The organism is Pseudomonas sp. JZ134 (assembly GCF_051027695.1).
In the GTDB taxonomy this organism is placed as follows: domain Bacteria; phylum Pseudomonadota; class Gammaproteobacteria; order Pseudomonadales; family Pseudomonadaceae; genus Chryseomonas; species Chryseomonas luteola.
In genome coordinates this window covers 682,442-709,296 of the sequence record NZ_CP069251.1, presented here as the reverse complement: position 1 = coordinate 709,296, position 26,855 = coordinate 682,442, and the positions used below count along the sequence as shown (strand labels likewise).

The 26,855-nt window shown below is 53.6% G+C and carries 17 protein-coding genes and 3 pseudogenes; 7 read left to right on the top strand and 13 right to left on the bottom strand.

Annotated elements, in window-relative coordinates:
• The first annotated feature begins 362 nt into the window (after nt 1–362).
• Complete coding sequence (locus JQR86_RS22650) at nt 363–2,393, top strand: ATP-binding protein (RefSeq protein WP_434155145.1); 2,031 nt, start codon at nt 363–365, stop codon at nt 2,391–2,393.
• Nucleotides 2,394–2,502: 109 nt separating this feature from the next.
• Here JQR86_RS22650 and JQR86_RS22645 read toward each other — a convergent pair whose 3' ends face one another.
• The 4 genes and pseudogenes from JQR86_RS22645 to JQR86_RS22630 all read right to left on the bottom strand — a co-directional run bounded on the left by JQR86_RS22645 (nt 2,503) and on the right by JQR86_RS22630 (nt 5,591).
• Nucleotides 2,503–3,525: a chemotaxis protein CheB gene (locus JQR86_RS22645; RefSeq protein ID WP_434155144.1), complete on the bottom strand. Its 1,023-nt coding sequence runs from the start codon at nt 3,523–3,525 to the stop codon at nt 2,503–2,505.
• Between the two features lie 345 nt (nt 3,526–3,870).
• Nucleotides 3,871–4,020 (bottom strand): annotated as a pseudogene (locus tag JQR86_RS22640) (general stress protein); the annotation flags it as partial.
• Nucleotides 4,021–4,366: 346 nt separating this feature from the next.
• Nucleotides 4,367–4,888: pseudogene (locus tag JQR86_RS22635) on the bottom strand (cysteine hydrolase family protein).
• 277 nt (nt 4,889–5,165) lie between these two features.
• Nucleotides 5,166–5,591, bottom strand: a complete 426-nt coding sequence (locus tag JQR86_RS22630) for a GNAT family N-acetyltransferase (RefSeq protein WP_313552252.1) — start codon at nt 5,589–5,591, stop codon at nt 5,166–5,168.
• A 448-nt stretch (nt 5,592–6,039) separates the two neighbouring features.
• On the opposite strand from JQR86_RS22630, the gene acuR reads away from it, so the two are divergent.
• Nucleotides 6,040–6,672, top strand: a complete 633-nt coding sequence (gene acuR, locus JQR86_RS22625; protein WP_434155142.1) for an acrylate utilization transcriptional regulator AcuR — start codon at nt 6,040–6,042, stop codon at nt 6,670–6,672.
• 45 nt (nt 6,673–6,717) lie between these two features.
• Nucleotides 6,718–7,701: an acrylyl-CoA reductase (NADPH) gene (gene acuI / locus JQR86_RS22620; RefSeq protein ID WP_434155455.1), complete on the top strand. Its 984-nt coding sequence runs from the start codon at nt 6,718–6,720 to the stop codon at nt 7,699–7,701.
• Nucleotides 7,702–8,345: 644 nt separating this feature from the next.
• Here the strand turns inward: acuI and JQR86_RS22615 are convergent.
• Both JQR86_RS22615 and JQR86_RS22610 read right to left on the bottom strand, forming a co-directional pair.
• Entirely contained in the window at nt 8,346–8,735 is a 390-nt protein-coding gene (locus JQR86_RS22615) for a response regulator (protein ID WP_434136512.1), read from the bottom strand.
• Between the two features lie 110 nt (nt 8,736–8,845).
• Complete coding sequence (locus tag JQR86_RS22610; protein WP_434155140.1) at nt 8,846–9,730, bottom strand: helix-turn-helix domain-containing protein; 885 nt, start codon at nt 9,728–9,730, stop codon at nt 8,846–8,848.
• Nucleotides 9,731–9,864: 134 nt separating this feature from the next.
• Between JQR86_RS22610 and JQR86_RS22605 the strand changes: the two genes are divergently transcribed.
• Entirely contained in the window at nt 9,865–10,776 is a 912-nt protein-coding gene (locus tag JQR86_RS22605) for a DMT family transporter (protein ID WP_407363572.1), read from the top strand.
• Between the two features lie 152 nt (nt 10,777–10,928).
• Nucleotides 10,929–11,381 carry an Hsp20 family protein gene (locus JQR86_RS22600; RefSeq protein WP_434155139.1) on the top strand — a complete coding sequence of 151 codons (453 nt, stop codon included), beginning with the start codon at nt 10,929–10,931 and terminating at the stop codon, nt 11,379–11,381.
• A 98-nt stretch (nt 11,382–11,479) separates the two neighbouring features.
• Here JQR86_RS22600 and JQR86_RS22595 read toward each other — a convergent pair whose 3' ends face one another.
• The 6 genes and pseudogenes from JQR86_RS22595 to yghX all read right to left on the bottom strand — a co-directional run bounded on the left by JQR86_RS22595 (nt 11,480) and on the right by yghX (nt 18,190).
• On the bottom strand, nt 11,480–12,838 hold the full coding sequence (locus JQR86_RS22595) for an MFS transporter (protein ID WP_019366131.1): 1,359 nt from the start codon (nt 12,836–12,838) through the stop codon (nt 11,480–11,482).
• Between the two features lie 318 nt (nt 12,839–13,156).
• Entirely contained in the window at nt 13,157–14,197 is a 1,041-nt protein-coding gene (locus JQR86_RS22590) for a LacI family DNA-binding transcriptional regulator (RefSeq protein ID WP_312272123.1), read from the bottom strand.
• 257 nt (nt 14,198–14,454) lie between these two features.
• Nucleotides 14,455–15,068, bottom strand: a pseudogene (gene prfH, locus JQR86_RS22585) (peptide chain release factor H).
• Nucleotides 15,065–16,201 (bottom strand): RNA ligase RtcB family protein, encoded by a 1,137-nt coding sequence (locus JQR86_RS22580; protein ID WP_434155137.1) that lies wholly within the window; start codon nt 16,199–16,201, stop codon nt 15,065–15,067. The pseudogene prfH and the gene JQR86_RS22580 overlap by 4 nt, the downstream one beginning before the upstream one ends.
• Nucleotides 16,202–16,437: 236 nt before the next feature.
• Nucleotides 16,438–16,983, bottom strand: a complete 546-nt coding sequence (msrA, locus tag JQR86_RS22575) for a peptide-methionine (S)-S-oxide reductase MsrA (protein WP_434155134.1) — start codon at nt 16,981–16,983, stop codon at nt 16,438–16,440.
• A gap of 319 nt (nt 16,984–17,302) precedes the next feature.
• Nucleotides 17,303–18,190 (bottom strand): YghX family hydrolase, encoded by an 888-nt coding sequence (gene yghX / locus JQR86_RS22570; protein ID WP_407363567.1) that lies wholly within the window; start codon nt 18,188–18,190, stop codon nt 17,303–17,305.
• A gap of 1,092 nt (nt 18,191–19,282) precedes the next feature.
• On the opposite strand from yghX, the gene JQR86_RS22565 reads away from it, so the two are divergent.
• Nucleotides 19,283–20,959, top strand: coding sequence for a Na+/H+ antiporter (locus JQR86_RS22565; protein WP_167517186.1), 1,677 nt, complete (start codon nt 19,283–19,285; stop codon nt 20,957–20,959).
• A gap of 52 nt (nt 20,960–21,011) precedes the next feature.
• Here JQR86_RS22565 and JQR86_RS22560 read toward each other — a convergent pair whose 3' ends face one another.
• Nucleotides 21,012–23,579: an HWE histidine kinase domain-containing protein gene (locus tag JQR86_RS22560; RefSeq protein WP_407363566.1), complete on the bottom strand. Its 2,568-nt coding sequence runs from the start codon at nt 23,577–23,579 to the stop codon at nt 21,012–21,014.
• 565 nt (nt 23,580–24,144) lie between these two features.
• Here JQR86_RS22560 and JQR86_RS22555 point away from each other — a divergent pair.
• A complete protein-coding gene (locus JQR86_RS22555) occupies nt 24,145–26,850 on the top strand; it encodes a bifunctional diguanylate cyclase/phosphodiesterase (RefSeq protein WP_407363565.1) in 2,706 nt (901 codons plus the stop codon).
• Nucleotides 26,851–26,855: the final 5 nt, after the last annotated feature.

Sequence of the window (26,855 nt, the reverse complement as noted above, 5' to 3'; positions counted from 1 at the left end):
AGATGCAGCGGAGTCAGGTTTGTTAAGACCCATGAGAGCCGATTCTTTAAAGGCAAGGAGCGAGATTTCAATACAGGCGAGATCTTGGATGACAAGCTCTTTATCAACGGAACGTTTGCAGGTGGCGATAGACCTGGTGCTCCTCCCGTCATCAAGAGGTGCCGATGTCATGTCTTCCTTAGTCCTGTCTGCTCCTTCGTGCGGCTATCGGCGTGAATGAACTGACCGCTGATTTCCCTATCGATAGTTAAAGGCCTGGCAAGCAACGTTCTAAAGGTCAGCCAGGTACATCGGGTTGATTAATGCAATGCCTAAATCCAGGCGCATTACTTGGCTTATCTCTGACACAAGTGCGAGTCTTGATGAAACAAGAGCTAAATTTTCAGACATTATTCGAAGCGCTTCCGCACCTTGTGCTGGTCCTGTCTACAGGTCCTGAGTTCATCATGCTAGCTGCTAACGAAGGGCGGCTTAGAGGAACCAATACGCGGCGTGAGGACTGCATAGGACGATCGATATTCGAGGTGTTTGGAAAGAATCCAGACGAGCGAACAGAGTTTGGTGCAGGCGTATTACGCGCCTCGCTAGAGCGTGTGGTACAGACCCGAGCGCCTGATCGCATGGCAATCACCAAGTATGATATTCCTCGGCCGGCAGCGCAGGGTGGGGGCTTTGAAGTACGCTACTGGAGTCCGCTTAATACGCCTGTGCTGGATGAAAAGGGCGAGGTCATCTACATCATCCATCAGACCGAGGATGTGACGGAGCAGGTTATCGAACAACAACGCTCCAATTCAAACCTCAAGGTTGTTGATGAGCGTTTTCGTGCTGCCCTGCTGGCATCTGAAGCCGGTATCTTTGACTGGTATATCGATGAAGACAGGCTCTACTTTGATAGCGCGCTGCAACAGCTGTTCAAACTGCCGGATACCCTTACCCATAATGCTATAGAGCGCTTTCTCGGCTATGTACATCCAGAGGACCAGGCGCAGGTACGCCTATCCTTTGCTCAATGTATGCAAGGTGGCAATTTTACAGTTGAGTTTCGGCTACAGCGTAACCAGGACGAAAGATGGCTGGTCTGTAAAGGTAATGTTTTCAGGGATGCCGCAGGCAATCCATCGTATGTAACAGGTACGTGCGTGGATATCAGTGCTCGAAAGCACGCTGAGAACGCCTTGCGTGAGCTCAATGAAACACTGGAAGCGCGTGTTGCCTCCGAGGTAGCCGAGCGTACCCGTGTGGAAGAAACACTCCATCAGGCCCAAAAAATGGAAGCAGTGGGGCAACTCACCGGCGGTATTGCCCATGACTTCAATAATCTGCTCACAGGGATCATTGGTAGCCTGGAGCTGATGCAGCGGCGCCACAGTGCCGGCAGTTCGAAGGATGATGAGCGCTATATAAACGCTGCCGTAACTTCGGCCCAACGGGCGGCAGCGCTCACTCAGCGCCTCCTGGCTTTTTCTCGGCGTCAGACACTGGATCTTAAGGCGATTGACGTTAACCAGCTGGTAGCCTCGTTAGAGGACCTGCTTAATCGTACGACTGGGGAAAATATCAAGGTCGTAACAGCGCTAAGCGCAGGCCTTCCTCTGGCCTGCATGGATGCCAATCAACTCGAGAGCGCCCTGATTAACCTTGTGATTAATGCACGGGATGCTATGCCGCACGGCGGCACTATCACCATTTCGACTGCTGCTTTCGACGTAGAGAGTGACCAGGAGGCCAGATGGGCTGAGCTCAAGGAGGGCCAATACATACAGTTGACGGTAACGGATACCGGTATGGGAATGGCGCCTGATGTGTTAGCTAAGGTCTTCGAGCCCTTTTACACCACCAAACCTATCGGTCAAGGGACAGGGCTAGGGTTGTCCATGGTGTATGGCTATTTGAAACAGGCCAAAGGGTCCGTTCAGATTCTCTCTGAGCCTGGAAATGGAACCAGTGTTCACTTGTATATGCCTTGCCATAAAGGTGACGCAAATACGTTGCCAGCAGAGAAAAACAGGGTGGCACCGTTAGGAAGTGGTGAGATCGTACTGGTCATTGAAGATGAGGCAGTGGTTCGCTCGCTCATCGTAGAGGTACTGGATGAGTTAGGCTATCGGGCGCTTCAAGCTGCAGATGCTCAAGAGGCTATCCCTCTTTTAGAAAGCGATCAGCGTATTGATCTGATGATTTCTGATGTAGGGCTACCAGGCATGAATGGACGTCAGCTTGCTGACTTTGCCCGTCTAAGCCGACCGAACCTGAAGGTTCTCTTTGCGACCGGTTATGCGGAAGGCTCCAATGTGAGCGGTTATCTTGCACCCAACATGGAAATTATCACCAAGCCTTTTGCAATCGAAGCACTTGCCAGCAAAATCAAGGAAATTTTGAAGGCCCCATAAGCTGACACTGACCAAAAGACGGCTTGGCACGTTGTACATCGCTGCCCATAACGTTAAGCAGGCTTTGGCTTTCATGCGACCAGCTCTATACAGAGTCGTTTTGCTATCTTTACCCCATCTGGTCATGGCCGAAAAAGCCTGAGTCCAGTACCAGCTCACGTAGCGGCTGTAGCCGCTTCTCCGATTCGTCTGCCTGATAGCGGCACTGCGCAGCCTCATCGTGCGAGCCTGCGCGGTCTGCAAGCTCGGCCATTTGCCTGAGCAGGACGACGCGTTCTTCAACCGCACGCAGGGTGTCCCAGAGCCCGTTATCAATGGCCTCGTTAACCTCAGCAATGAGCGTTTTCATCGAAAAGGCGTGTCCGGTATGACATCGAAACCTGATAATAGAACCTTCTTCGATCTGTACCAGGACGCCATGACATTCTGGACAAGTATATTTTGATACTGCACCCAGGGACATTACACCCGCTTCGAGGCCGTTGCCCTTGAGTTCAATCAGCTTCTCAATCACGTGTCCTTCCCTGGCGGGACGGGCATGCTGCCTATCTATCTGCGTGCCCACAGCCCTAACTATCTGCTGAGCCAGTGCCTCGATAGGGCCTATGAAATCAACCTTCACATGCTTTATGGCGCTTTCAGGCATTGATTCGTGCATCGCCTCGGATGGATCCTGTACCAAAGCCAAGCCCTCTCTGTCTTTAATCGCCCAGAGACCTGCGGTTCCATCGTCAAGCGCCCCTGTAAGAATGACACCGATTACACGTGCACCATGACTGACCGCGGCTGAGCGAAATAGAACGTCTATCGCTGGGCGTACCCGGCATTCCTTCGGGCCTCGGGTAACACGTAGCCCTTCTTCTTCAAGCATCAGGTGACGATCTGACGTAGCCACATAGACGCTCCCAGCTTCGAGCGGCTGACTGTCATCGGCAGGCACAACCCGCATCTGTGTCACGCGAGAAAGAACCTCGGGTAGCACGCTGGGTGCATAAGCGGGTATATGAAGAACTACCAGGAACGCGGCAGGAAGGACAGGAGGAAGACTCTGGAATAGTGTGGTCAATGCCTGGACCCCTCCAGCGGAGGCCCCAATCACTACGATGTTACGTATATCGGCATCCAATTTCATCGGCCTTATTCCTTGCTGGGACATAAGGGTTAGGACCAGAGAGTTAGTCTGCCGTGCGCAACAACCTAAGCCTTGCTCATTTTACGAACGCTCAACTCAGCGAGCATGCACATCGGATTTCGGCCAAATAGCTCAAATACAAGCCCAGCCTCTTCTTCCATCTCAGATCCTGATAACGGCTTGCGAGACAGCATGAGCAAATCCCTGCCGGAAAAAAGCGAGAGGAAAAGGCTTTAAAGGCATTTAAGCGGTAAGACTAAGAAAGGCAGGCTTTATTGAGCCGAGAGCAGGGGATGGATAGATTCATAACAGAACGGGAGCTTATGCCCCCGCTCATGTCATCTCTTACTGACGACCGCCGCCATGGCTATGCTCGCCACCTTTCTTGCCCGCTTCAGAGGCTTTCTCGCGATCATTGGCAAAGTTGCCACCGCTGTTTTGACCGCCTTTCTTGCCTGCTTCAGAGGCTTTCTCACGATCGTTAGCGAAGTTACCTGGATTGTCGTTTTTAGCTGTCATGTCTTTCTCCACAATGGTTAGGACTTGCCTGGCTGATCGGAACAATCACCCTTCAAGAGATCGGAAGGGGAAAGGCTGTACGGAGTTCCTTAAAAGTTGGGTATACCCTTTTTATAGGATAAGCGGTAAGTAACAGATTCTAGAAAGCACTCCGAGGAACATCAAAGTACGCGGCCCTATCAGCCTCGCTTAAGAGGTATTAGCGTAAATGCAGCTCAGCCAAGTGTGCAGCCTCAGCGGTATACCCCAGTGACGACAGGCACTGGAGCATTGCAGCGAGCCGTATAAACCCGCTGCAACCCTATCCAAATGGACAGATTGCTTATTTGAACTCGCATTCTGTGGCTTTCATGACCTGGCAAAAGGCACCCACGAGTGTCGCGTTATGATGGTCAATAATAGCGTTAGCGCTCATCACTGGCGTATCTGAGCAGGTATGTCCATCCCCTATAAGGATAGCCTCGAATCCTAAATCCCGTACTGCGCGGCAGGTGCTATCGATACAGTACTAAGTCTTCATGCCCGCAATTACAACAGTATCAACGCCTTTTGATCGGAGCTGTTCGGCCAGATCGGTAAAAGCAAACGCATTGGGTCTGGTTTTATCGAAAATAATTTCGGAGCCTTCAAGAGCCAGTCCATTTACCAATTGAGTGAAAGGGCTACCCGGTTCAATCGGACTACCAGCAGGGCCTGTATGCCTCGCAAGGAAAACGGGAGAGCCCGCTTTTTGAGCTCGATAGATAAGGTCATTTAGAGTGGAAAGTAGACGATCGCCAAGCCAGGGTTTGTCTGGACCTTGAAACAGGCCTACCTGCATATCGAGGATCAAGAGTGCGTGCATGGATTATGTCCTTACGTTGGCCAGTGACGTAAGGACAAATAAAAAGCCCCTACCATCACTGGCGGGGCCTTTGGATTCGCTCGCTATCTCTTGCTCACGACACCTTGCACGGCCCGCCTATAGCGGTCGTGGTGGTAGCGGTCGAGGTGAGCTGAGTTATATGCATGTCTTGAATATAGTGACAGCTGCAAATGTCAGCAATACCGACACTTTGCCATCAGCAAGGTTGGACAGGATGTTTATTCGGTGTGCTTGCTTCAAGGAAAAAATGAGCACGTTAGGACAGTCTTTTTTGAAAAAAGAAGCGCGTATGCTCTGGTGGGAAACTATCAAGGTGACCAAATTCAGTGAAGCCATGTTTTTGGTAGAAACCCGGTGCCTGAAAGTCAAAAGTATCGAGCCAGATTCCGACGCAACCTCTTTCACGCGCAACGTCTTCGGCCATGTTCACCAGGCGTGAACCTATGCCTTGGCCCCTTGTTTCCTCAGGTATGGCTAGCAACTCGATGAATAGCCAACGATAGTATATTTCCCCATAGAGCCCCCCAATGATTTCATTGGTGTCCTCATCGCGGACTAGTAGCGCGATTGACTCTGGTTTCGGATCACCCGCTTTAGAATGATTATGAGCCCGTAAGGGTTTAAGGATAGCCGAGCGCTCATTTTCTTTTGGGTTAATTGCAATCTCGATACGCGCACTCATGAGCTCATCCTTTCGATATTGACTGTGGTACCCATACATTAAGGCTTTAAAGCTTAAACAGATCGTACCAGGTCAGCCGTGTATTTTTTGAATGTAGCTGTGCCAAGGAAGTAGCCGTCTTGTGGCAATAGCCTATGTAACTGCCGCGCTGGCATAAAAGTATGTGTTCGGATTTAAAGAAGTTTGCTTTCTTTGAGACTGCTGACAACGTCAGCACAACGCTTTATCAGCGCCATGCTTATCGCCGCGCCCCTGCCGTTTTTCATACCTAAGCCTCGGCCCCTATAGTCTTAGGTACATCCCTGATGCATAAAGTTAAAACAATGTAGGTGCACGGACAGCCATAGCATGCAAAGCCATTGAATAGGCTTCTGCCTCATTTATAAGCGCAAAATAATTTCCCAGTAGTCTAAATTGACTTTAAAGACGATCGGTCTAATATGGGGGCATGACTACCAGTACCTTACCGGCCCGCCGAGGTCGGCCGCCTAAGATTCCCCGAGAGCACGCCGATACGCGTGACGCTTTGATCCATGCGGGTATGGAAATCTTTACCGAGCAAGGCTTTGCTGCTACAGGCATTGACTTAGTCCTTAAACGAATACAGGTGCCTAAAGGCTCGTTTTATCATTATTTCGATAGCAAGGAAGCCTTTGGACAGGCAGTGCTCAGGAGCTACGCAGCTTACTTCGCGCGTAAGCTTGACCGCTGGTTATTGGATGAAAGCGTTGATCCCATACAGCGGCTAAAGAACTTTGTAGAGGATGCCAAAGTCGGTATGGCCAGGTACGAGTTTCGACGAGGCTGTTTGGTTGGCAATCTTGGACAGGAAGTACTCGTTCTGCCGGATAGTTTTCGCTCCCAGCTAGAAGCGACCTTGCTTGATTGGCAACGGCGTTTAGCTGACTGCCTTCGTGAGGCAGCAAAGAGGGGACAGCTGCGGTCTGGATGTCATTGTGATGATTGGGCTGCTTACTTCTGGATTGGCTGGGAAGGCGCTGTGCTACGTGCACGACTGTCTCAGACGGTGCAGCCTCTCGACTGTTTTATCGAGGGTTTTCTGAATGGCATCAAAGCATAACTGCTGCTGCCTAATTAAAGACGATCGGTCTAAATAGGAGACATGATGTTTAAAGCAATTCTCATCGACAAAAATGCATCAACCTACAACGCTCGGCTGGCTGATATGAGCGAAGACCAGCTTCCTGAAGGGAATGTGACGGTGCGTGTTTCCTATAGCACGCTGAACTTCAAGGACGGACTGGCTATAACAGGGAATAGCCCTATAGTGCGCAAATTTCCCATGGTGCCTGGAATAGACTTTGCCGGGATCGTTGAGGAAAGTACCCATCCACGGTACAAGGCCGGAGACCGAGTGCTGCTCAATGGATGGGGCGTTGGTGAAAGCCATTGGGGTGGACTGGCTCAAAAGGTCAGCGTACAGGGTGATTGGCTGATCCCGCTACCGTCCGGGCTCGACGAACACCAGGCCATGGCAATCGGTACTGCCGGTTACACTGCCATGCTTTGCCTAATGGCGCTGGAGCGACATGGAATCACACCTGATAAAGGAGACATCCTGGTAACAGGTGCTAATGGTGGCGTTGGTAGTTTCGCCGTTTCTCTGCTAGCTCGTAACGGTTATTCGGTCATTGCTGCCACAGGGAGGCCCGAGGAGTCCGAGTACCTTAAAAAGCTTGGCGCCCAATCGGTTATCAACCGCAACGAACTGTCTGAGCCGGGCCGTCCGCTTTCCAAAGAGCGTTGGGCTGGAGCTATTGATTCGGTGGGTAGCCATACGCTTGCAAATGTCTGTGCTGCCACTCGGGCAGAAGGAGCGGTAGCCGCCTGTGGTCTAGCACAGGGTATGGATCTGCCCGCAACCGTAGCGCCTTTCATTCTTCGCGGGGTAAGTCTGCTAGGTATCAATAGCGTCACCCAGGTCTACGAGCGGCGTGTGGAGGCCTGGAACCGCCTGCAGACAGATCTCGATTTATCTATGCTGTCTGAAATAACACGCGAAATTACGCTAGGGGAGGCTATTAGTGCGTCCACTGATTTGCTTCAGGGCAAGATACGCGGGCGGCTTGTCGTCAACGTGAATCGCTAAGAGGGCTTGGTGGATGTTACCTGTCTGGTGCCCAAGTGCCAGGTAAAGCAGCTGCTATTGTTGAGCCCCTACTGGCTTCGTTCATAACCCAACTTGATTGTTGAGCGTTATCCTCAGATCCATTAGCCAGTAACAAACTGGCCAATGGTAAGACTTACCGCTCAGTAGAATGTGCTTCGCCAGCTCGGCTGCGTATGGAGAGAGGATATCAAAGCAGTAGGTACATAAATACAATAACCGGGTCGCCCAGGCCTAACCATTGAGGGCTTCTTTTCAGCTGACTATAGAGATATGTTGCTTCAGGCGCTATGGCTATTCCTATGCCTTGCGTTACCAGGCTGCCCATAGCATCCAAGGTAGCAATCTACACCCGAAGAGTTAGCCGCTTGCCGGCTTGCTTTACCGTTTTTGAGGCTGTTGAAGCGCATATAAAACTCAGTGCTGACCAGACTAACGAAACCTATCTAAAAAGCTAGCTAGGTAGGTAAAGCGCTTCAGACGATCCAGGCAGAAGTTGCGTCAACCGAGGGGCATAGGATCAATCATCTATTAGTCAGGATGGAGGTCAGATACCAACAGTACTCAGCACTGGAAGAAGCCTGACATCATTCAGGAAAGGCTGTAATCAGAAAGCGCTGCTTAGCTTAGCGCCTCATCTCTTTGACAGCAGTGGCCAGCTGGTCGATTGTCCATGGCTTGCGTAGAAAAGGCACATCCTTAGGTAGTTGTATTTCCAGACCGGTATAGCCAGACGTCAAGACAATCGGAATAAATGGCCAGCGTTTTGAAACGATATGCGCCAAGTCGATGCCATTGATATGCCCAGGCATTCTCACATTCGATACGACCACACTTACCAACAGCGCTTTGCCCTCCAGAAAGTTCAGGGCCTCGTCAGCCGTACCAAACGCCGCTACTTCAAAGCCTTCGTTCTGTAGCACATCACTCATTAGCTCACGAAGCATGACTTCGTCTTCCGCTACAAGCGCAATGGGGGCGTAACGCTGTGATGTTTCAGCATTATGTACATCCATTTGATGTGATCCAATCAAGGTTTACTTAAAGCATAGCTTCTTTATGAGAGGCCACCTGCCAGAGCGGCTTTGAGATCAGTCTTTGGGCAGGACGGCTGACCTCTAGTACTTCAACCTGTGCGTGAGAGGGCAGTACGATATTGTCCCGGTGTTGCGCCATGTACCTGAGCAAACCGGCGGCTCAGGTGACTGGCGCTGGAAAAGCCGCAGTCCAGCGTAATCTGGGCAAGCGGCAACGTGGTATTGATCAGTAGCTCTCGAGCCCTGGCGAGCCGTCGTGCCAGTACATAGCGGTGAGGTGGCATACCGAATGAAAGCGTGAACATGCGGCTGAAGTGAAAAGTCGACAAGGCGGCTTCTTCAGCCAGTGTCGACAGCTCAAGCGGTTTATCCAGGTGGGTGTCAATATAGTCGCGGATGCGTCGTCTGACTGAGGGTGAAAGGCCGCCGCGCCAGTGGACCTCCTGGCGCGGCCCGCACCCATTGAGCAGCAGATGGCTGACCGCTTCGTGCGCCAGGCTCGAGCACAGCAGGCGCTCTCCAGGTTCCTGCCAGTCACTGCGTTCCAGCGCACGGCAGATGGCAACGAGTGCAGGATCCTCCATGTATGTGCGTTCCTGCAGATGGATCGCCCGGGGTTCCTTGTCCAGAACCCGGATGGTTTCCAGCATCAACTGCTCAGGGGTGACGTACAGATGCATGAAACCCAGCCCTTGCGTAACTGACCAGTCAGAGTCGTGTCCGGCTGGCAGAACACAGAATCGGTCAGGCGCCCCATAGTGGCCCGGCTGGTCAAGGCGAAACGTCTGCCAACCACCTTCCAGATAGAGCGACAAAGTGTGATGATCCGGGCTGCTGTAGCCCAGCACGTCGGCATCGCTGCGATACCACTGCGCCAACGCCATGCCATTGCCCAGCGCAGTATGACGTAGACGGTGTGCGTTGGAGGCCTGGTCTAAGGTACGAAACACTTGAAAGTCGTCGGCTTGCTGCATGATCACGTCTCCTGGTTTCACATCATAAGGCTTATGAGAGGCGCGAACCGCATGCCAGAATAAAAAGCGCAAGAATGTGCAACTCTTCAACGGACTTACTCACCACACTGGTTTCCTGACCGCTGGAGACCACCATGAACCTTACGCTTTATCTGTTGACTGTTCTGATCTGGGGCACCACCTGGATTGCCATCAAGTTTCAGATCGAATCCGTAGCCATTCCGCTTTCGATTGCCTATCGCTTCGCCCTTGCAGCGCTGGTCCTGTTTTTGATCCTGCTACCGACGCGCCGCCTACAGCCATTGAATCAACGCGGCCAGCTGTTCTGCATGGCTCAAGGTGTTTGCCTGTTCTGCCTGAATTTCATCTGCTTTTACTCAGCCAGCCAGTACATAGCCAGTGGGCTGATTGCCGTAGTGTTTTCAACCGCCACACTCTGGAATGCCCTCAACGCACGCCTGTGGTTCAAGCAAACCATCGCGGCCAACGTTTTGGCCGGGGGCGCATTGGGTTTGCTGGGGCTCGCCCTGTTGTTCTGGCCTGAACTGGGCAGCCACACGGCAAGCCATGAGACTTGGCTAGGGCTTGGGCTCTCCTTGTTAGGAACACTGTGCTTTTCAGCGGGCAACATGATTTCGAGTCTGCAACAGCGCGTGGGTATCCGCCCGTTGACGAGCAATGCCTGGGGCATGTTGTACGGCGCCTTGATTCTATTGGTGATCTGCCTTGTACAGGGGGTGCCTTTTACAGTCGACCTTAGTACGCGCTACATCAGTTCGCTGGTTTATTTGGCCGTTCCTGGCTCAGTGATCGGATTTACCGCCTACCTGACCCTGGTAGGCCGTCTGGGTGCTGAGCGGGCGGCCTATTGCACCGTCCTGTTTCCGGTGGTTGCCCTTAACATCTCGGCATGGATGGAAGGATACCAATGGACATGGCCTGCACTGTTTGGGCTGGCGCTGGTACTGCTGGGCAACATCCTGGTGTTTCGCAAACCCAAGGGTAGCTCGACCTTGCTGAAACCTGCGACATCAATGGGGCGATAAAAAATAAGCAGTTGAAAACCAAAGGCTTACTGGGCTTTCCGTTCGTCGGCAGACCGCTTGAAAGTATTTTCACTATCCTTATGTAGGGTCATGCGGGATGCCGAAATCGGGTCCCGGGTTATCGAAACTTGCTGATCTTCAGGAGATTCATCATGACTGGTTTATCCCTCGCACCTTTGTTCCGTAGCACTGTTGGCTTTGATCGTTTCAATGATCTATTTGAGTCGGCGCTGCGTGATTCGGTACCAGGCTATCCGCCTTATAACGTCGAGAAGCACGGCGAAAACGACTATCGCATCGTGATTGCAGCAGCGGGCCTGCATGAAGACGATCTGGATATTCAAGTCGAGCGCGGTGTGCTGACAATAGGTGCCGATCGGCGTGAGCACACCGCTGAAGGTGTGACCTACCTGCACCAAGGTATTGCCCAGCGTGCCTTCAGGCTGTCCTTCCGGCTCGATGAGCACATTGAGGTCAAAGGCGCCAGCTTAAGGAATGGCTTGCTCAATATTGATCTGGTTCGCCGGGTGCCGGAAGAAGCAAAGCCAAAGCGCATTACCATTGCCAGTGAAGCGCGTCCTGCGTTGAATGACGAAGCGGCATAAGTAACAAAGACAGCAAAGGACGCCCAACGGCGCCCTTTGCCTGTATAGCGATCTGATTGGAGGAGGACCGGCTGATGTATTAGCCGGTCCTTGTTGGATCAAGCCGAGGCGGGTGCAGGAACCGACGTATCCGCCAATTGCTTGCCATTCTCATCGCGCAGTTCGACACGCTGTATCTTGCCAACGATGAACAGGTAGCTGAAGACTGCGACTAGCGCATTGGCACCTACATACACCAACGCCCAGCGGAACGAGCCCGTTACCGCAATGATGTAGCCAATGATAATGGGCGTGGTAATAGAAGCGATGTTACCGAACGTGTTGAAGAGACCACCTGAAAGGCCTGCAATCTGCTTGGGTGACGTGTCCGATACAACCGCCCAACCCAGTGCACCTAATCCCTTTCCGAAGAAAGCCAGCGTCATAAAGCCAACTACCATCCATTCGGCATCCACATAGTTACAGAACACCATTGAGGTGGATAGCAGTAGCCCGCACACGATCGGCAGTTTACGGGAGAAGGTCAGTGTATTACCGCGACGCAGCAGCCAGTCGGAAATGATGCCACCCAGTACACCTCCGATAAAACCGCAGATTGCCGGCAAAGAGGCAATGAAACCAGCCTTTAGGATGGTCATCCCACGCTCTTGGACAAGATAGACCGGGAACCAGGTCAGGAAGAAGTAGGTGATAGCATTGATACAATACTGGCCGAGATAAACACCCAGCATCATGCGATTGGTCAGCAGTTGGCTGATGTAGTGCCATTTAGGGCCGTTGTTGGTGCCACGTGCCTGGTCCATGTCGACCAGACCACCGTTCTTTTCAATGTGTGCAATTTCCGCCGCATTCGCCCGTGGATGATCCTTGGGGTTATAGATCGTTTTCATCCAGATGCCGGAGAAAATGATGCCCAATACACCCATGACAACAAACACATGTTCCCAGCCGAAGCTGTAAACAATCCAGCCCATCAGCGGTGCAAACAATGCCGTTGCGAAGTATTGTGCAGAGTTGAACACGGCTGAGGCGGTACCGCGCTCTGCGGTCGGGAACCAGGCTGCAACGATGCGGGCGTTACCCGGAAATGAAGGCGCTTCGGCAAATCCCACCAGAAAACGTAGAACGAACAGCGTAACCACGGCCCAGGCCACAGGCATCATGCCAACAAAGCCCTGAAGCAGAGTAAACAGTGACCAGATGAAAATACCCGTGGCGTAAACGCGTTTTGAACCGAAGCGGTCAAGTAGCCAGCCCCCGGGGATCTGACCCAGCACATAAGCCCAACCGAAGGCAGAGAAAATATAGCCGAGCGTGACGGCATCGATTCCCAAATCCTTTTGCATACTGGAGCCGCCAATCGAAATGGTGGCTCTATCCGCATAGTTGATCGTTGTTACCAGGAACAGCATCAGGAGAATCAGATAGCGGACCCGGGTTTGCCGTGTATCGCCCATAACGTTCACCTCGATATTTATTGTTGTCGATGATTAGCCTCACCCCGTAGAGCGGTGTGGCAGAAAGGAAGCGAGCTGGAGCTATGCGCCTGAGTGGGTAACAGGCAATAAGCGAGAGGGAAGGGGTAACTGAGTACGCGGTTCGATATGTTTCACGGTTGTTGTCCTTTTTATAGTGATCAGATGGTGCCTTGTCTGATTGCGCAATCATTGAAGGCACTATCACACCAATCGGTTGTGTCTATTGATAACCGATCTTGATGTGATTGCGCAATCATTAAAGTGTAAGAGGCTGACGAATAGCTGCCTGCCGTTGAATCAGGTTGTGGACCGTTCCACAATTGTGAACCCAGTGTCCAACTGTACCGGCTCGGTATGTTGGTCAGGATTTTGAAAGCGCGCCAGCAGGGCCTTCGCAATGAGCTTGCCCATTCGGGCACCATCAATGTTTACAGTCGAGAGTGCAGGGTATACATGAGCCGCGCTGGATAGGTCGCCAAATCCTAGAACGGCCAGTTCTTCAGGCACCTTGATCCCCTGACTGGCCGCTTCTGCCAGAATGCCCTGGGCGACTGTATCGGAACTGCATACCACCACTTCAGGAAGCGAGCCACGCCCCTTGAGCTGGCGCAAACCTTCACGACCACTTAACAGCGTGGCAGGCGTTTGCATGATCTCGACAGGTACATCCGTAATGCCTAACGACGCCAGTTGGTCCAGCAGGGCACGTCCACGCTTTAGAGCTCGTATGTCGTCGACCGAAACCAGTCCAAACTGACGATACCCTTTGCCATAGAGATAATCGGCCATGGCGCGCCCAACGGCTTCATGGGAAAAGCCAATTTGCATGTCGATGGGCTCGGTGCCCAGCTCCCATGCTTCAACTACCGGAATGGAGGAGCGGGACAGTCGTTCACGACTCTCTTCGGTATGAAGTGTGCCAGTCAGTACGATCCCGTCAGGCCGCCGACCGAGCACAGCTGCCAAAAGCTGCTCTTCCTGTTCAGGGGAGTAGCCGGTCAGACCTATCATCGTCTGGTAACCAGATGCGGTTAGCTGATCGATCAAGGCCTGTACCGTGTCGGCAAAAATAGAGTGTGCAATCGTAGGCAGGAAGATGGCAACCAGCCGACTTTTATTCGAAGCCAGGCCCCCCGCCAACATGTTGGGGACATATCCGGTAGCTTTGACGGCGGCCAAGACCTTTTCCCGGGCGGCCTCGCTTACGATCTCTGGGCGATGGAGTGCTCGGGAAACCGTAATGGGTGAGACACCCGCCACCTTGGCGACATCGATCAAGGTCAGGGCGGGAGTACCAGAAGAGGGCCCGGAGGCGGTTTTCGATGATTTTCTTGCCATTACCTTTGAGGCCAACAATGAAGCAGAGCGCCATCTTAACGGCTTGCGCTTTTCTTGTATGCGTTCTCGCGTGTAATCAGAGCTATTGCTGAGCCGTTACCCTTCAGCAGCGCATCCCTCTGCGCTCTAACTGATAATGATGGGCCATTGTTCGGATGAGGCGAAATTCAGCCAAAGTCCGATATTCTGTTGCGGGCTAGCGTTTGATTTGAGGGTTCATACAAGAGCGGCAAGCTATACGCTTGCCGCTGAAGACCTCATTTTTCAGTAAAACGCATTCCGCGAAATGTACGAACCGGGTTACCGCGCTCAATATCATGGTGAAACAAGCGTCTATCCAGTCGCTGAGCTGCTTGGGCGTCCTCGGCGTACTGCGCAAGTTTTTGCTCAATCAATGCCATTGCCAAGCGCTTGTTGGCATGCTGGCTGCGCTCGCTTTGCACCTTGACCGAAAGCCCGCTCTGCACATGAGTAGCCCGAACGGCAGAGTCCGTCTTGTTCACGTGCTGACCGCCGGGCCCTGAGGCCCGCACGTACTCGAAGCGTATCGATCCCGGGGGGCTGACGCAGGCGGCATAAATACCCTGGCGCCAAAATACCAGTTCTTTCTGCCATGCTGGGGCCGGTAAGGACTTTGGCATATCCAGAGTAGACTGCCGTTCCATCGGCTGGCCAGTGGCTCGCTGCGCTCGCCTTCCAATACCAGAAGTGCAGAGCTAACGGTGCCGCGGTGCTCGCCATCCGTCTGTTCAATCACTGACAGCAGCACACCCTCGCGTTCGGCTTCTGTCTCCAGGAGACGAAGTGCCTTGGTTACTGCCAGCTCGCACTCAGCCGGGCCTTGAGCCGATGAGAGTTGCAGGAGTCTCACTGGCAGCACCCCCGTCGCTTGTAGGTCAGCACCGGTTTAAGCCGGGCTATGACCGTGACCAGTGAAGCACCTTGCAGGGTTTCGATGACGCTGTCGATGTCCTTGTACGCTTCTGGCGCTTCCTCGTACATCAACGCCTTGTCCTCGCAGATTACCCGGCTGCCCAAGGACGTGCGCTTCAACTGATCGAACGAGAAGCGGTTGGATAACCGATCACGGCATTCTGTCCTGAGCCATTTTCTGCCAGCACCATGGGCAAGGGAAAATAGACTGACTTCCGAAGGAATCGGTTTGACCAGCCAGCTATAGGACCCACGAGAGCCCGGAATGATGACTGGTCCCGCGTCGGCCGGAGTGGCCCCTTTGCGATGCAGCCAGCCCTGCACACCGTCAAGGGTGGCTGAGGACACAAGATTGTGGTTGATATCCAGTACCTGACGGCCCTCCGCATGCAGATTCGCCAGGAGTCGTCTGGCGATGAGCTGGCGATTGGCCTCGGCATAGCGTAGACCTTGGTCGTGCAGTGCCAGATACTCGAGCCCTTCGGGCGATCTAGGGTCGAGACCAGCATGCCCAAACACCTCGACATGCCTGCGCAAAACCGACTCGCCATAGCCTCGCGATCCGCTGTGCACAAGCAGAAGCAGGGTTTTTCGATCCAGCCCCAGTGAAGCGACCAGCGTTTCGTCATGAGCGGTATCGATGGCTTGAAGCTCGGCAAAGTGATTGCCGCCGCCAATCGTGCCCAGAGAGGCTTCATGGCCTGTCCTGGAAAGCGAAAAGGCCTTTACGTCTTCGGCCCAACTGCTGTCCAGTGGCCCGTCGATACTGCCCAGGCGCCGTTCGAGTTTGTCGAGGTTCAGCTTGCCAGCTCGGATATCAGTCTGCCAGAGCGCCATGCCGCAGCCGATATCATTTCCAACCAGGGCTGGGTAGATAACATTTTCAGAGAAGAACGCGGCGCCTACTGGGTAGCCACGGCCTGGGTGAAGGTCCGGCATGCCGGAGACCCGGACCATACCAGTCAATCTGGCAGTAGTTTCCAACTGCTGTATCGCAGTACCTTCGATCCAGAGATTATCGGATGCGATAAGGTTGACGCGTTCCGATAGAGTACGAATGCAATTGCCCATAACCAATTCCTGATGGGTAAACAATAATTCAGGGAAAGGCAGGCCGGAGCCGGGCAAAGCATGCGCTAAGTGCGCAGGAAAGCGTTTACGCCTGGCAGGACCTGCAAAGAGTGAAAGCGCGTCGCATGATCAGGCTCCTTGCAAGACAGAAAGAAAAGAAAAACGGATAGTAGTGGCTTAGGTGCAGAAAATCCAGTACAGAGAAGGTAGCCCCAAGAAGGGCTACCCCGGACAACTCAGCCCTCGGTCGAGGTTTTGGACCGTTGGGCGAAGCTCTTGCGCAGCTTTTGAAGCTTGGGTGGGATTACCGCCATGCAGTACTGGTTGGCGCGCCCGCGCTCTTCCCAATAGTTCTGATGATATCCTTCTGCCGGATACCAAGGCCCCAGTGGCTCGATTGTGGTCACGATGGGCGCTGAGAGACCTTCCTGTGCACGTGCAATCGCCGCTCTGGCCTCGGCTTCCTGTTCGGGGTTTGCCGGGAACAGGGCAGTCCGATACTGCGTACCCATGTCGTTACCCTGTCGGTTGAGCTGGGTCGGGTCATGGGTTACAAAGTGAATATCGAGCAACTCGCCATAGCTGATCACGTCAGGGTCGTAACCAATACGGATGGCTTCGGCATGGTCGGTATTACCCTCACAGACCTGCTCATACGTAGGATTGACCGTTTTGCCGCCGGTATAGCCACTCTCGACGGAAACGACTCCGATGACATCCTTGAATACTGCCTCTACGCACCAGAAGCAGCCTCCTGCAACGGTCATGTATTCGGTCGCCATAAAATTCTCCTAAAGCATGGTGTTGGGATGACTGGCTGATCAAACCTGTGCGGAACACGTAACAACCGGTTTGTGCTTACTCTACGCTATTTCGATCAGCGCTTCTGCGGCCAGAGGTTGCAAATATCGTTATGGGTCAAACGTTTGGCGAGTATACGTCTTGCTCTTGTAAGGGTTGATAAGTATGCCTGTAAGAAGGTGCTCTGCCGTACAGGCACAGACAAGCCATCCGTGACCTGACTCTGGTTAAGGTGGCTTGCAGTGCTCTAACCTGTGATTGAGATGGTGCCTTACAAAAGCTATTTCAATAGCTCTTTACTCAGGCCAGATAACGGCGGAACCAGCCCAGTGTTCGCTCCCATGCCAGCGTTGCGGCGGCTTCGTCATAACGTGGCGTCGAGTCATTATGGAATCCGTGGTTGGTGCCGGGATAGATATAGGCTTCATAGGTTTTGCCAGCGGCTTTCAAGGCGCTCTCATAGGCAGGCCAACCTTCATTGATACGCTCATCCCGCTCGGCATAATGAATGAGTAACGGTGCCTTGATGCGAGGGACATCTTCAACTCTGGGTTGCCGGCCATAAAACGGTACGGCCGCGCCGAGTTCGGGATAGGCGACAGCTGCCGCATTGGCTACGCCTCCGCCATAGCAGAAACCGGTGATTCCTACCTTGCCAGTTGTGAGCTCATGCCCCATGAGCCATTCGACGGCAGCAAAAAAGTCGTTCATCAGCTTTTCAGGATTAACGGTTTGCTGAAGCTCGCGCCCCTTGTCGTCATTTCCCGGGTAGCCGCCTACGGAACTCAAGCCATCAGGGGCCAGCGCCACGAATCCAGCCTTTGCCAGGCGTCGCGCAACGTCCTCGATGTAGGGATTGAGCCCACGGTTTTCATGAGCGACGACAATGCCTGCAACTTTTCCCTTGGTCTGCGCAGGTCGCACGAGATAGCCACGGACATGTCCATGCCCTTTAGGCGAGGGGTAGGAAATGTATTCAGGGATGATCTCAGGATCGGTAAATTCGACTTGCTGCGCCAGAGCGTAATCTGGACTCAAGGCAGCAAGGAGTGTCGTGGCGGCTAATCCGCCTACGGCGAATTTACCTGCACGGTCGAGAAATTCTCGACGATTGATTCGCCCATGCACGTAATAGTCATACAGCTCAAGCAGTTCGGGCGCGAAATCTTTTGCGGTAAGACGAGCCATGCATGTTCTCCTTGTTGAGTGCAGGCGGGGATAGATCAGGGCTAATGGACAGCGGACTATAGTTACAGGACTACTTTAGAGTACTTATCGGAAAATCGCTCGGGCAGTAACTCAACCATGTGCTTAGCCCAGATGGATGTGAAAAAAGGCACCTGTTGTCACGCCGTTTGCTCGGCTGGGGAAATGATTGTCGTCTTGCTGCAAGAGCGACCTGAGCTGAGGTAATCGGCAATCGATTACTGGATGACTTCTCTCAGAAAGTCATTTATGGCGCTCAGTATGGCAGCCACGACAAGTTGAACTGGACATGCGTAGAAAGCTACACAGATGCTCATCAACGGTCAGCTCATAGAAAGGCAGACTGCAGCGCTTGATCCGATGCATGACCGGCTCGCTCGTTTAGAGCGTGGCGTTTTGCCTCGACGCAGAATGGACGGCGAACGAGCGTGATAGTTCGGTCAACTGCCAATGGATGACTGGAAAAGAGGAATGCACCACGTTTCAAGACACAACAGGGACTCATAACAGTCAGGGTCGCCAGGAAAATGTTCGTAGCACTGGCCTTTTACGACTAGACATCGCTATCGCTGTAAGGTGGTAAGAGCCTATGGCTGACAACAAGAATAGCTTGCCAATATAAGTGGCTGTTTAGAGTCACCCTTCTTGGTAGTGGCTAACGTTATCAAGCTGATCCAGTCGTAAGAAAACCAATCGGCTTTAATAAGGAGACTGGCACGGAAAGCTTTTCTATCAAACGGTATGAAGCCCTGACTGCTTCTGTCGATTTCCCAGTCCTTTCAGAAACATTTTTACACATATTGGCGATTCAAGGCTGTATCCGAATTCCTCATGCTTTCAGGTCGACTCAGGAAAAGAAGGTGATGACGGGGTGCGCCGCTGTATAGCGCCTGGTCGCGATTATGTTACCGGTGCCAACGCTCACCTCACCTACGCTGAAAAGGCCTCAGAAGCTAAATCAACACCATCGTCCGAGGGACATCGGAAGACACGCCTGAGGGTGTAGGCAACGCTTATTCCATAGCGCTAAAGCGCTTTATGGTTCTTCATTGACAGGGATTTTTCTAAAGATTCATGGATACGGTTTATCTTGTTTTAATGCTTTTACTTGTCGCCTCGGCTACTGGGGTGGCGGCTCGCTTTCTACCATCACTGCCCACACCGCTTGTACAGATTGCTTTTGGCGCGCTACTGGCCTGGCCTGCCAGCGGGCTGCATGTGGAGCTTCAGCCTGAGCTGTTCATGCTCCTATTCATTGCCCCGCTTCTATTTGCCGATGCGCGACGGTTCCCGCAGCGCGAATTTATGCTGCTTCGTGGGCCTATTTTGGCCTTAGCGCTGGGCCTTGTACTGGTAACCGTGATTGGTGTGGGATATGTGGTTCACTGGTTATTCCCCGGTTTGCCTTTGCCTGTCTGCTTTGCACTGACAGCGATTCTTTCACCTACGGATGCCGTCGCGGTATCGGCTATTTCCGGTCGTCTTCCTGTACCACCGCGGCTGATGCACATTCTTGAGGGCGAGTCGCTCATGAATGATGCGTCCGGTCTTGTGGCATTCAAGTTCGCGGTAGCCGCAGCCCTGACCGGTGCGTTCTCTCTGGCACAGGCAACAGTAGGGTTTCTGCTGATTTCCCTGGGTGGGCTACTGGTGGGCGCCTTGCTGGCGCTGGCCTTTAATGTGGTGCGGACCCGTCTGATCGAGCGGCACCTTGGCGAAGCTTCGACGATTCAGATCGTGCTGCTGCTCCTGCTGCTACCCTTTGCGGCGTTTCTGCTGGCGGAGCATTTTCATCTGTCCGGTATTCTCTCCGCTGTGGCAGCGGGTATGGTCATCAACCGGCTTGACCTCAAACGCCAGGATCAGACCACGTCCCGTATCCAGACGCGCAGCGTCTGGGAAATGCTGGAGTTTGTGCTTAACGCATTGGTCTTTCTGCTGCTCGGTTTCCAATTGCCCGAAATCATTGGCGGCGCGCTTAACGCAACGACCAGTGCAGGCACTACGCTGCCGTTTATTGAGTTGCTGGCTTTCGTCGCGCTGATTTCGATTGCGCTTCTAGGGATGCGGTTTCTCTGGATATTTGGTGCCGTACATGTGCCTCGGCTGTTGCGTCGCAAGCCAGCGCGGTCTGTCTCCGTTCGCGTCATGTTGGCCGGGACATTGGCAGGTATTCGAGGCACCATTACCTTGGCGGCTGCCTTGTCGCTGCCAGAGATGCTGAATGACGGTACGCCGTTTCCGGCCCGTGAGCTGCTGATCTTCTTGGCGACCGGCGTCATTCTGTTCACCTTGATTACCGGAAGCGTAGGTCTTCCTCTGGTGTTGCGCGGGCTGGATCTGCCTGAAGACAGCCGCGAATATGAAGAGGAGCGCCATGCGCGTATTCGTGGGGCCGAGGCGGCAATCCGGCACATTGAAAACTATCACCAAGAAAAAGCGAAGGTACTGGCGGACCACCAAGGGGATGAAGAGATTATCGTCGCGTTCAACGAGATCACCCTCCATCTGATGGACTACTACCACAAGCGCATGGAGATCAATAACCACGAGCTGCCGACCCCGCTTCTCGAAGCGCGACGCGATCTTGAGCGGGAAACGCGTCTGCAGGCGCTCAAGGCGGAGCGCACTGAATACTACAAGCTGCGTAGCCGTCACCATATCAATGACAGTACGCTACAAAAGCTGGTAAGGGAGGTGGATCTGATCGAAACCGCTTTGACTGCAAGCGCAACCAGGCAGCATCACTAAATGATGTAAGCAGGCTCCGTAACGTTGGGGCCTGCTTACGCAGCGCTGGTCATTACAAGCGATCAAGCTCTTGGGTGATATCAAACCGATTGATCGCATGGGTAAGCGACCCGGCGCTGTAAGGCTTGGAAATGAGCGGGATATCCTTGAAGCGATCAGGAATCACCGTGTTTTCGCCATAGCCTGTTGCGAAAATGAAAGGATGTTTGGCATCAGCCAGCTCCTCTGCAATAGCCAGACTGGTCTCCCCCGACAGATTCACATCCAGTACGACTACGTCGAAATGAGTAAAGCCCAAGGCGCGGCGTGCTTCGTTGACCGTTCCGGCAATCTCCACATCAGCGCCAGCTTCCTGGAGCATTGCCTGTGCATCCAGCGCGATCATCATGCTGTCCTCTACCAGCAACAGTTTTTTCTCTGCCAACGATTGCGCCGTGACCAGCGTAGGCGTCGTTTTCAGCTCAGTAACATTCCCCACACTCACATGGCGTGCCGGGATCAAAAAACTGCCCTGGACACCTTCGATTCGGTATTCGATCCGGGCCTCACCTTGCAGCTCGAAGGGAATGGTCCGCTCGATAACGACCGATCCAAATCCTCGGCGGGAAGGCGCGCTTACTATCGGCCCTCCGCTTTCACACCACTCGATCCGAAGGTCCTGATCACTTACCAGGAACCAGGACACCAGCAGATGTCCGGTCGGGCGGCTCAAGGCGCCATACTTGACCGCATTGGTCATCATTTCATGGAAAACCAGTGCCAGCGTCTGATAGGCCCGTGCATCCAGGATGACCGAGGGACCGGAAAACATCACACGGTCCTGCGCACCGTAAGCCCAGGCTTGGGCTTCGGCTTCCAGCAAGTGAAGCAATGGCGCCGAGGCCCAACCGACCTGATTCATCTGGTCATGCGCCTGAGCGAGGGCGTTGATGCGATGCTCAAGATCTGCAGTAAAGTCTTTGACGGATGTGGTCTGCTGACCACTCTGACGGACCACTGCCCGAATCAGGCTAAGAATATTCTTGACCCGATGGTTGAGCTCGGCAATAAGCAGCGATTGGCTTTCCTGGGCAACCTGCCGCTCCTGCGCAATCAATTCGGCACGCCGAAGAATTACTTCCAGAAGCGAGATGCGCAAGGTCTCGGCAATCTGTTTTTCATCGGAGCGCCAGGGTAGTGACTGCCCCCCAACTGTTTGTTTCCAAGCCTCAAAACTCTTGCGTGGGCTGATGCGCTCGCCCGGCGTGACCGGTTTGTCTGGATTGCCTCCCCAGGTGATGGTCTGCACGAATTCACGACGGAAAAACAGCAAATAGTCTCGGGGGGAGCGAGAGAAGGGTATCGCCAGTACCCCGCTGACGGCCTGCGCATAAGCCCGTGCGGGAGGAAAAAGTTTGCTTAGTTCGTGGGTGGCGAGTACCGCATTGGAACTGCCCATACTCAGAAACTGAATCAGCGGCTCTACCATCTCAGGTGGAGGCGTGATACCAAAGCCGGTGAAACGGCTGTCCGACCATACCCCGATGCCGTCACAGGGGATGATGTCATTCAAGTTTCCGGCATAGGCGGCCAGATTATCGAATAAGGTCTCACGGGGTGACATGCTGGCGATCAGCCGGTCATGCGCCTCATGCGCGCTGCTGACCAGGCGCAGCTCATCCTGATGCTCCCTTGCTTCCAGCTGAAGCGACAACACCTGCCCAAACAGTTCCGCGGCAGCGCTCATGGGACCGCTCAAGCGATAGGGCTCGCTATGGTGGCAGGCAATCAGGCCCCATAGTTCTTCCCCCCGCATAATGGAAACGGTCATCGTGGCTCGCACGTTCATGTTGTGCAGATACTCGATGTGTACGGGCGAGACGCTACGCAAGGTAGCAAGGCTGAGGTCCAGGGGCAGGCCATCCGGCCCGAAGCCTGGTACCAATGGAACAGGTAAATAAGCTGTATCGGTAATTACACGTAGCCATTGACGCTTGTAGAGCGCTCGGGCCTGAGCCGGAATATCCGAGGCGGGATAATGCAGCCCGAGAAAAGCATCCATGCCGGGCCTTACCGCCTCGGCAATGACCTGGCCGGAGTTATCGTGTAAAAATTTGTAGATCATGACCCGGTCGTAGCCGGTGAATGCCCTGATCTGCTGAGCCGCCTGTTTCAGGAAGCGGTCAAGGGTCGGAGCGCGCTTGAGCCGCCCGATCAGGCCTTTGACGAGCGTGACAGGGTCAGCCGCCGCGGTGTTACCCAGACTTGGCGTGCCCTCGATGATGGCTATCCCGCCTGAGACATGAACGGCCATATCGTAAAATACGTCGCTGTTGTCCAGCGACATGCGGTTAAGGCGCTCTGCCGTGCCGGACAGCATCGTCGTCTGCAGGAGGTTACGTAGCGAGTGAACGGCTTCCAAAGGCAGTACCTGCTCAAGATCAAGCCCAAGCAGATAATCGGGTGAGTATCCTTTGAGGTAGTCAGCCGTGTTGGCTGAAGCCTGAATGATTTTCCAATCCGGCAGGCTGCATCCCAAAAGAAATCCATGTGGCTGAATAGAACCAGGAACATGGATAGGTTCACGCTCACAGACGCTTAAATCCACGCCCTCGGATACGGGCTGGTACGACTCACTCACAGACGAGAGCCTCCTAGAACAAACGTTTAATTTGACACGTTGCACGTGAAAAACACGTAAAGAAAGATCAGTGGTTAGGAGAACGGGATAAGGCGCTGCGTGAGTGAGCAAGTTCCTTAGAGCCGCTTTGATGAGCATAACAGTGAGCCAGTCTGAACGCAGTACGATCAGACCGCTGGTCGAGCCGTATCTTTATAGAGCACCGTATGGAGCCAATCGGTGCATTCTTATTCTAGCCTACGTCTGTCCAGCGCTTATTGCACCTATCAATACGTGAACTTTATCGCACTTTACTATTATTGCGATAATTAAAATAGAGTGGTTGCAATCTGTCGCCTGTGTTGGACTTAAGGCATGAGTTCACGGTCATAACCCCCTGTATGGATAGAAGCCGGACGTTTGCGGACGAATGGCATAAAGCTATCACGGTGGCGGTCGATAACCTGACGCAATCCTATCTTCTATTTGTACCGCCAAGTGGTGACTTCGCTAGCAATACATCCGGCTCAATGCGCCGCTGTTGCTGCTGACTACGAGCTTGCCGTCTGATGAGAGTAATTGGCTCATGAGTGATTTATACACCAGCGACTTGATGGCCGAGGCTGAGCGAATCGCCGTTCTCAAAGCGCTTGGAATACTCGATACCGAGGCCGAAGCTGTATTCGATCAGGTGACGCAGCTGCTCTCTGATGCGCTTGATCTGCCCATTACGCTTGTTTCGCTGGTAGATGCGGAGCGGCTATGGTTCAAATCCAAGCTGGGCGTTTCCATTAACGAAATGCCTCGCGAGAGGGCCTTTTGCTCCTATGCCATCCAGCGGCGCGGCCCGCTCGTTGTAAACAATGCGCTGGAAGATCCTCGCTTTTCCCACAATCCCCTGGTCATCGGAGAGCCTTATATTCGGTTCTATGCAGGCGTTCCGGTCAACAGTATCGACGGTCATCCACTGGGTACGCTCTGCGCGATTGATACCTATCCGCGAGTCTTGACGGACCAGCAGCTGGAGACCCTTGAGGCCCTGGCCGGAGTCATCAGTCGAGAAATTCAGCGGCGTGAATCGGCTGTTCAGACCTGGCAGCAACTACAGCAGTCCACTGCCCAGCTCAAGGCCAGCGAGGCCAGGTTTCGCACGATCTTCGAGCGGGCAGGCGTGGGGATCTCGCTATTGACGCCGACAGGGCAGTGGCTTGATATCAACGAGACGTTTTGCGCCATGCTGGGATTTCAACGTGATGAAGTGCTGAGCATGAATTTTGCCGAGCTCAGTCATGCTGATGACATGGCTCAAGACCTTGAGCTGCTGAATCAGTTGCGTAACGGAGAGATCGACCGGTACGAAATCGAGAAGCGTTACCGGCACAAGAACGGAGAGCACCGTTGGGTACGGTTGACGTGTACCCGGCATGTCAATGATCAGGGTGAGCTGGATTATTACGTCCGTGTTGGACAGGATATTCAAGCCCGCAAAGAGGCTGAGTTGTCACTGGCGGCACTGCACCATGATCTGGAGCAGCGTATCAATGTCCGAACCCAGGATCTTCAGCAGGCCAATGAGCGACTGACCGAAACACTCGAACAGAAGGAGCAGTCCGAGCAGGCCCTTCGCAAGCGTGAAGCCGAGCTGAGTGCAGTGCTTGAGAATAGCAGTGATGCCTATGTCAGCATGAACGAAGCCGGCCGTATCGTAGACTGGAACCGCAAGGCGGAGGCACTGTTCGGCTGGAGCCGTGAGGATGCCGTCGGGCAGCCGGTAGACCGGCTCATCATGACCTCATCCATCGGTGATCACTACCAGGCCGGTCTTAGCCGTTATCTTTCTGGGGAAATGGACCTGGGCGAGGGGGCTGCACTTGAAATCATGGTGCACCACCGTAACGGCGCACGTATCCCTGTAGAGCTCAAGGTGACAGCTGTTGATGCTCTAGACCATAAGCTTTACAGCGCTTTTCTGCATGACATCTCTGAACGCCGAGCCGAGCAGGAGCGCCGGGAACGCGAAGCGCTGGAGGACAGCCTGACGGGGCTACCAAACCGGCGTGCCTTGTACAAACGATTGAAAAGTCAGCTTGGCGCCAAGCCTACGCTGGCCAATCCCCTCTTACTGCTCTGCATGGACCTTGATAATTTCAAGCCGGTAAACGACACGCTGGGTCACGCGGCCGGTGATCGGGTCCTTATGGAAATCGCGCATCGATTAAAGAGCAGTCTGGGACGTGAGACATTCGTTGCACGCATGGGAGGAGATGAGTTCGTTATCCTCCTGCGAGGAGTGACCGGACGCTCCGCTATCGAGCAGCTCTGTGAAAGAATTCTGGCCGCTATTATCGAGCCCGTGCAGATTGGTGATCAGGAAGTCATCATTGGCAGCAGTATCGGTATCGTGTGTGCGCCACAGGATGGCCAGCGGACCGATGAACTGCTCAGGCTTGGCGATATCGCCTTGTATGAAGCCAAGGCTGCCGGCCGGAACACCTGGCAATTCTATTCCGAGGAGATGAATACCCGTATTTTGGCCCGGCGCCAAATAGAAAGTGATCTGAAGCTGGCCTTGCAACGGGACGAGTTGCGCCTGGAGTTCCAGCCCCGCTTCGACACAGCGCAAAAACGGATGTTAGGGGCAGAGGCTCTGGTGCGCTGGGAACATCCCATTCGGGGCTACCTGGGGCCTTACCACTTCATTACCGTTGCGGAGGAGACTGGCCTGATTGTCTCCTTGAGTGACTGGGTGATGCGCAAAGCCTGCCTTGAGGCATTGGAGTGGGTGCCGGATACATTTGTCTCGGTGAATCTTTCACCCCTGGAGTTCAAGCGCAGTGATGTAGTTGCCCGGGTCATGGCTGTTCTGAAGGAAACAGGGCTGCCGCCTCATCAGCTTGAGCTGGAAATCACCGAAGGCGTCGTCTTGGATAACGCCAATTCGGCGCGCGAAGTCATGCATCGACTCAAGGCCCTGGGCGTTCGTTTGGCCATGGACGACTTTGGAACCGGCTATTCATCGCTGAGCTATCTGCATACCTATCCTTTCGATGGAATCAAGATCGACCGCAGCTTTATCGCCGGGTTGGATACCTCCTCCAATGGGGAGGCGGTCATCGAGGCCATTATCGGATTGGGTCGTGCATTGTCATTGACTGTCACGGCTGAGGGGGTGGAAACCCAACGGCAGATGGACGTACTGGCCCGGTTGAAGTGTAACCAGGCGCAGGGTTACTACCTTGCTCGTCCGATGCGAATCGAGGCGCTGAAGGCCCTGATGGATTCTCTGCTTTAGGGAGA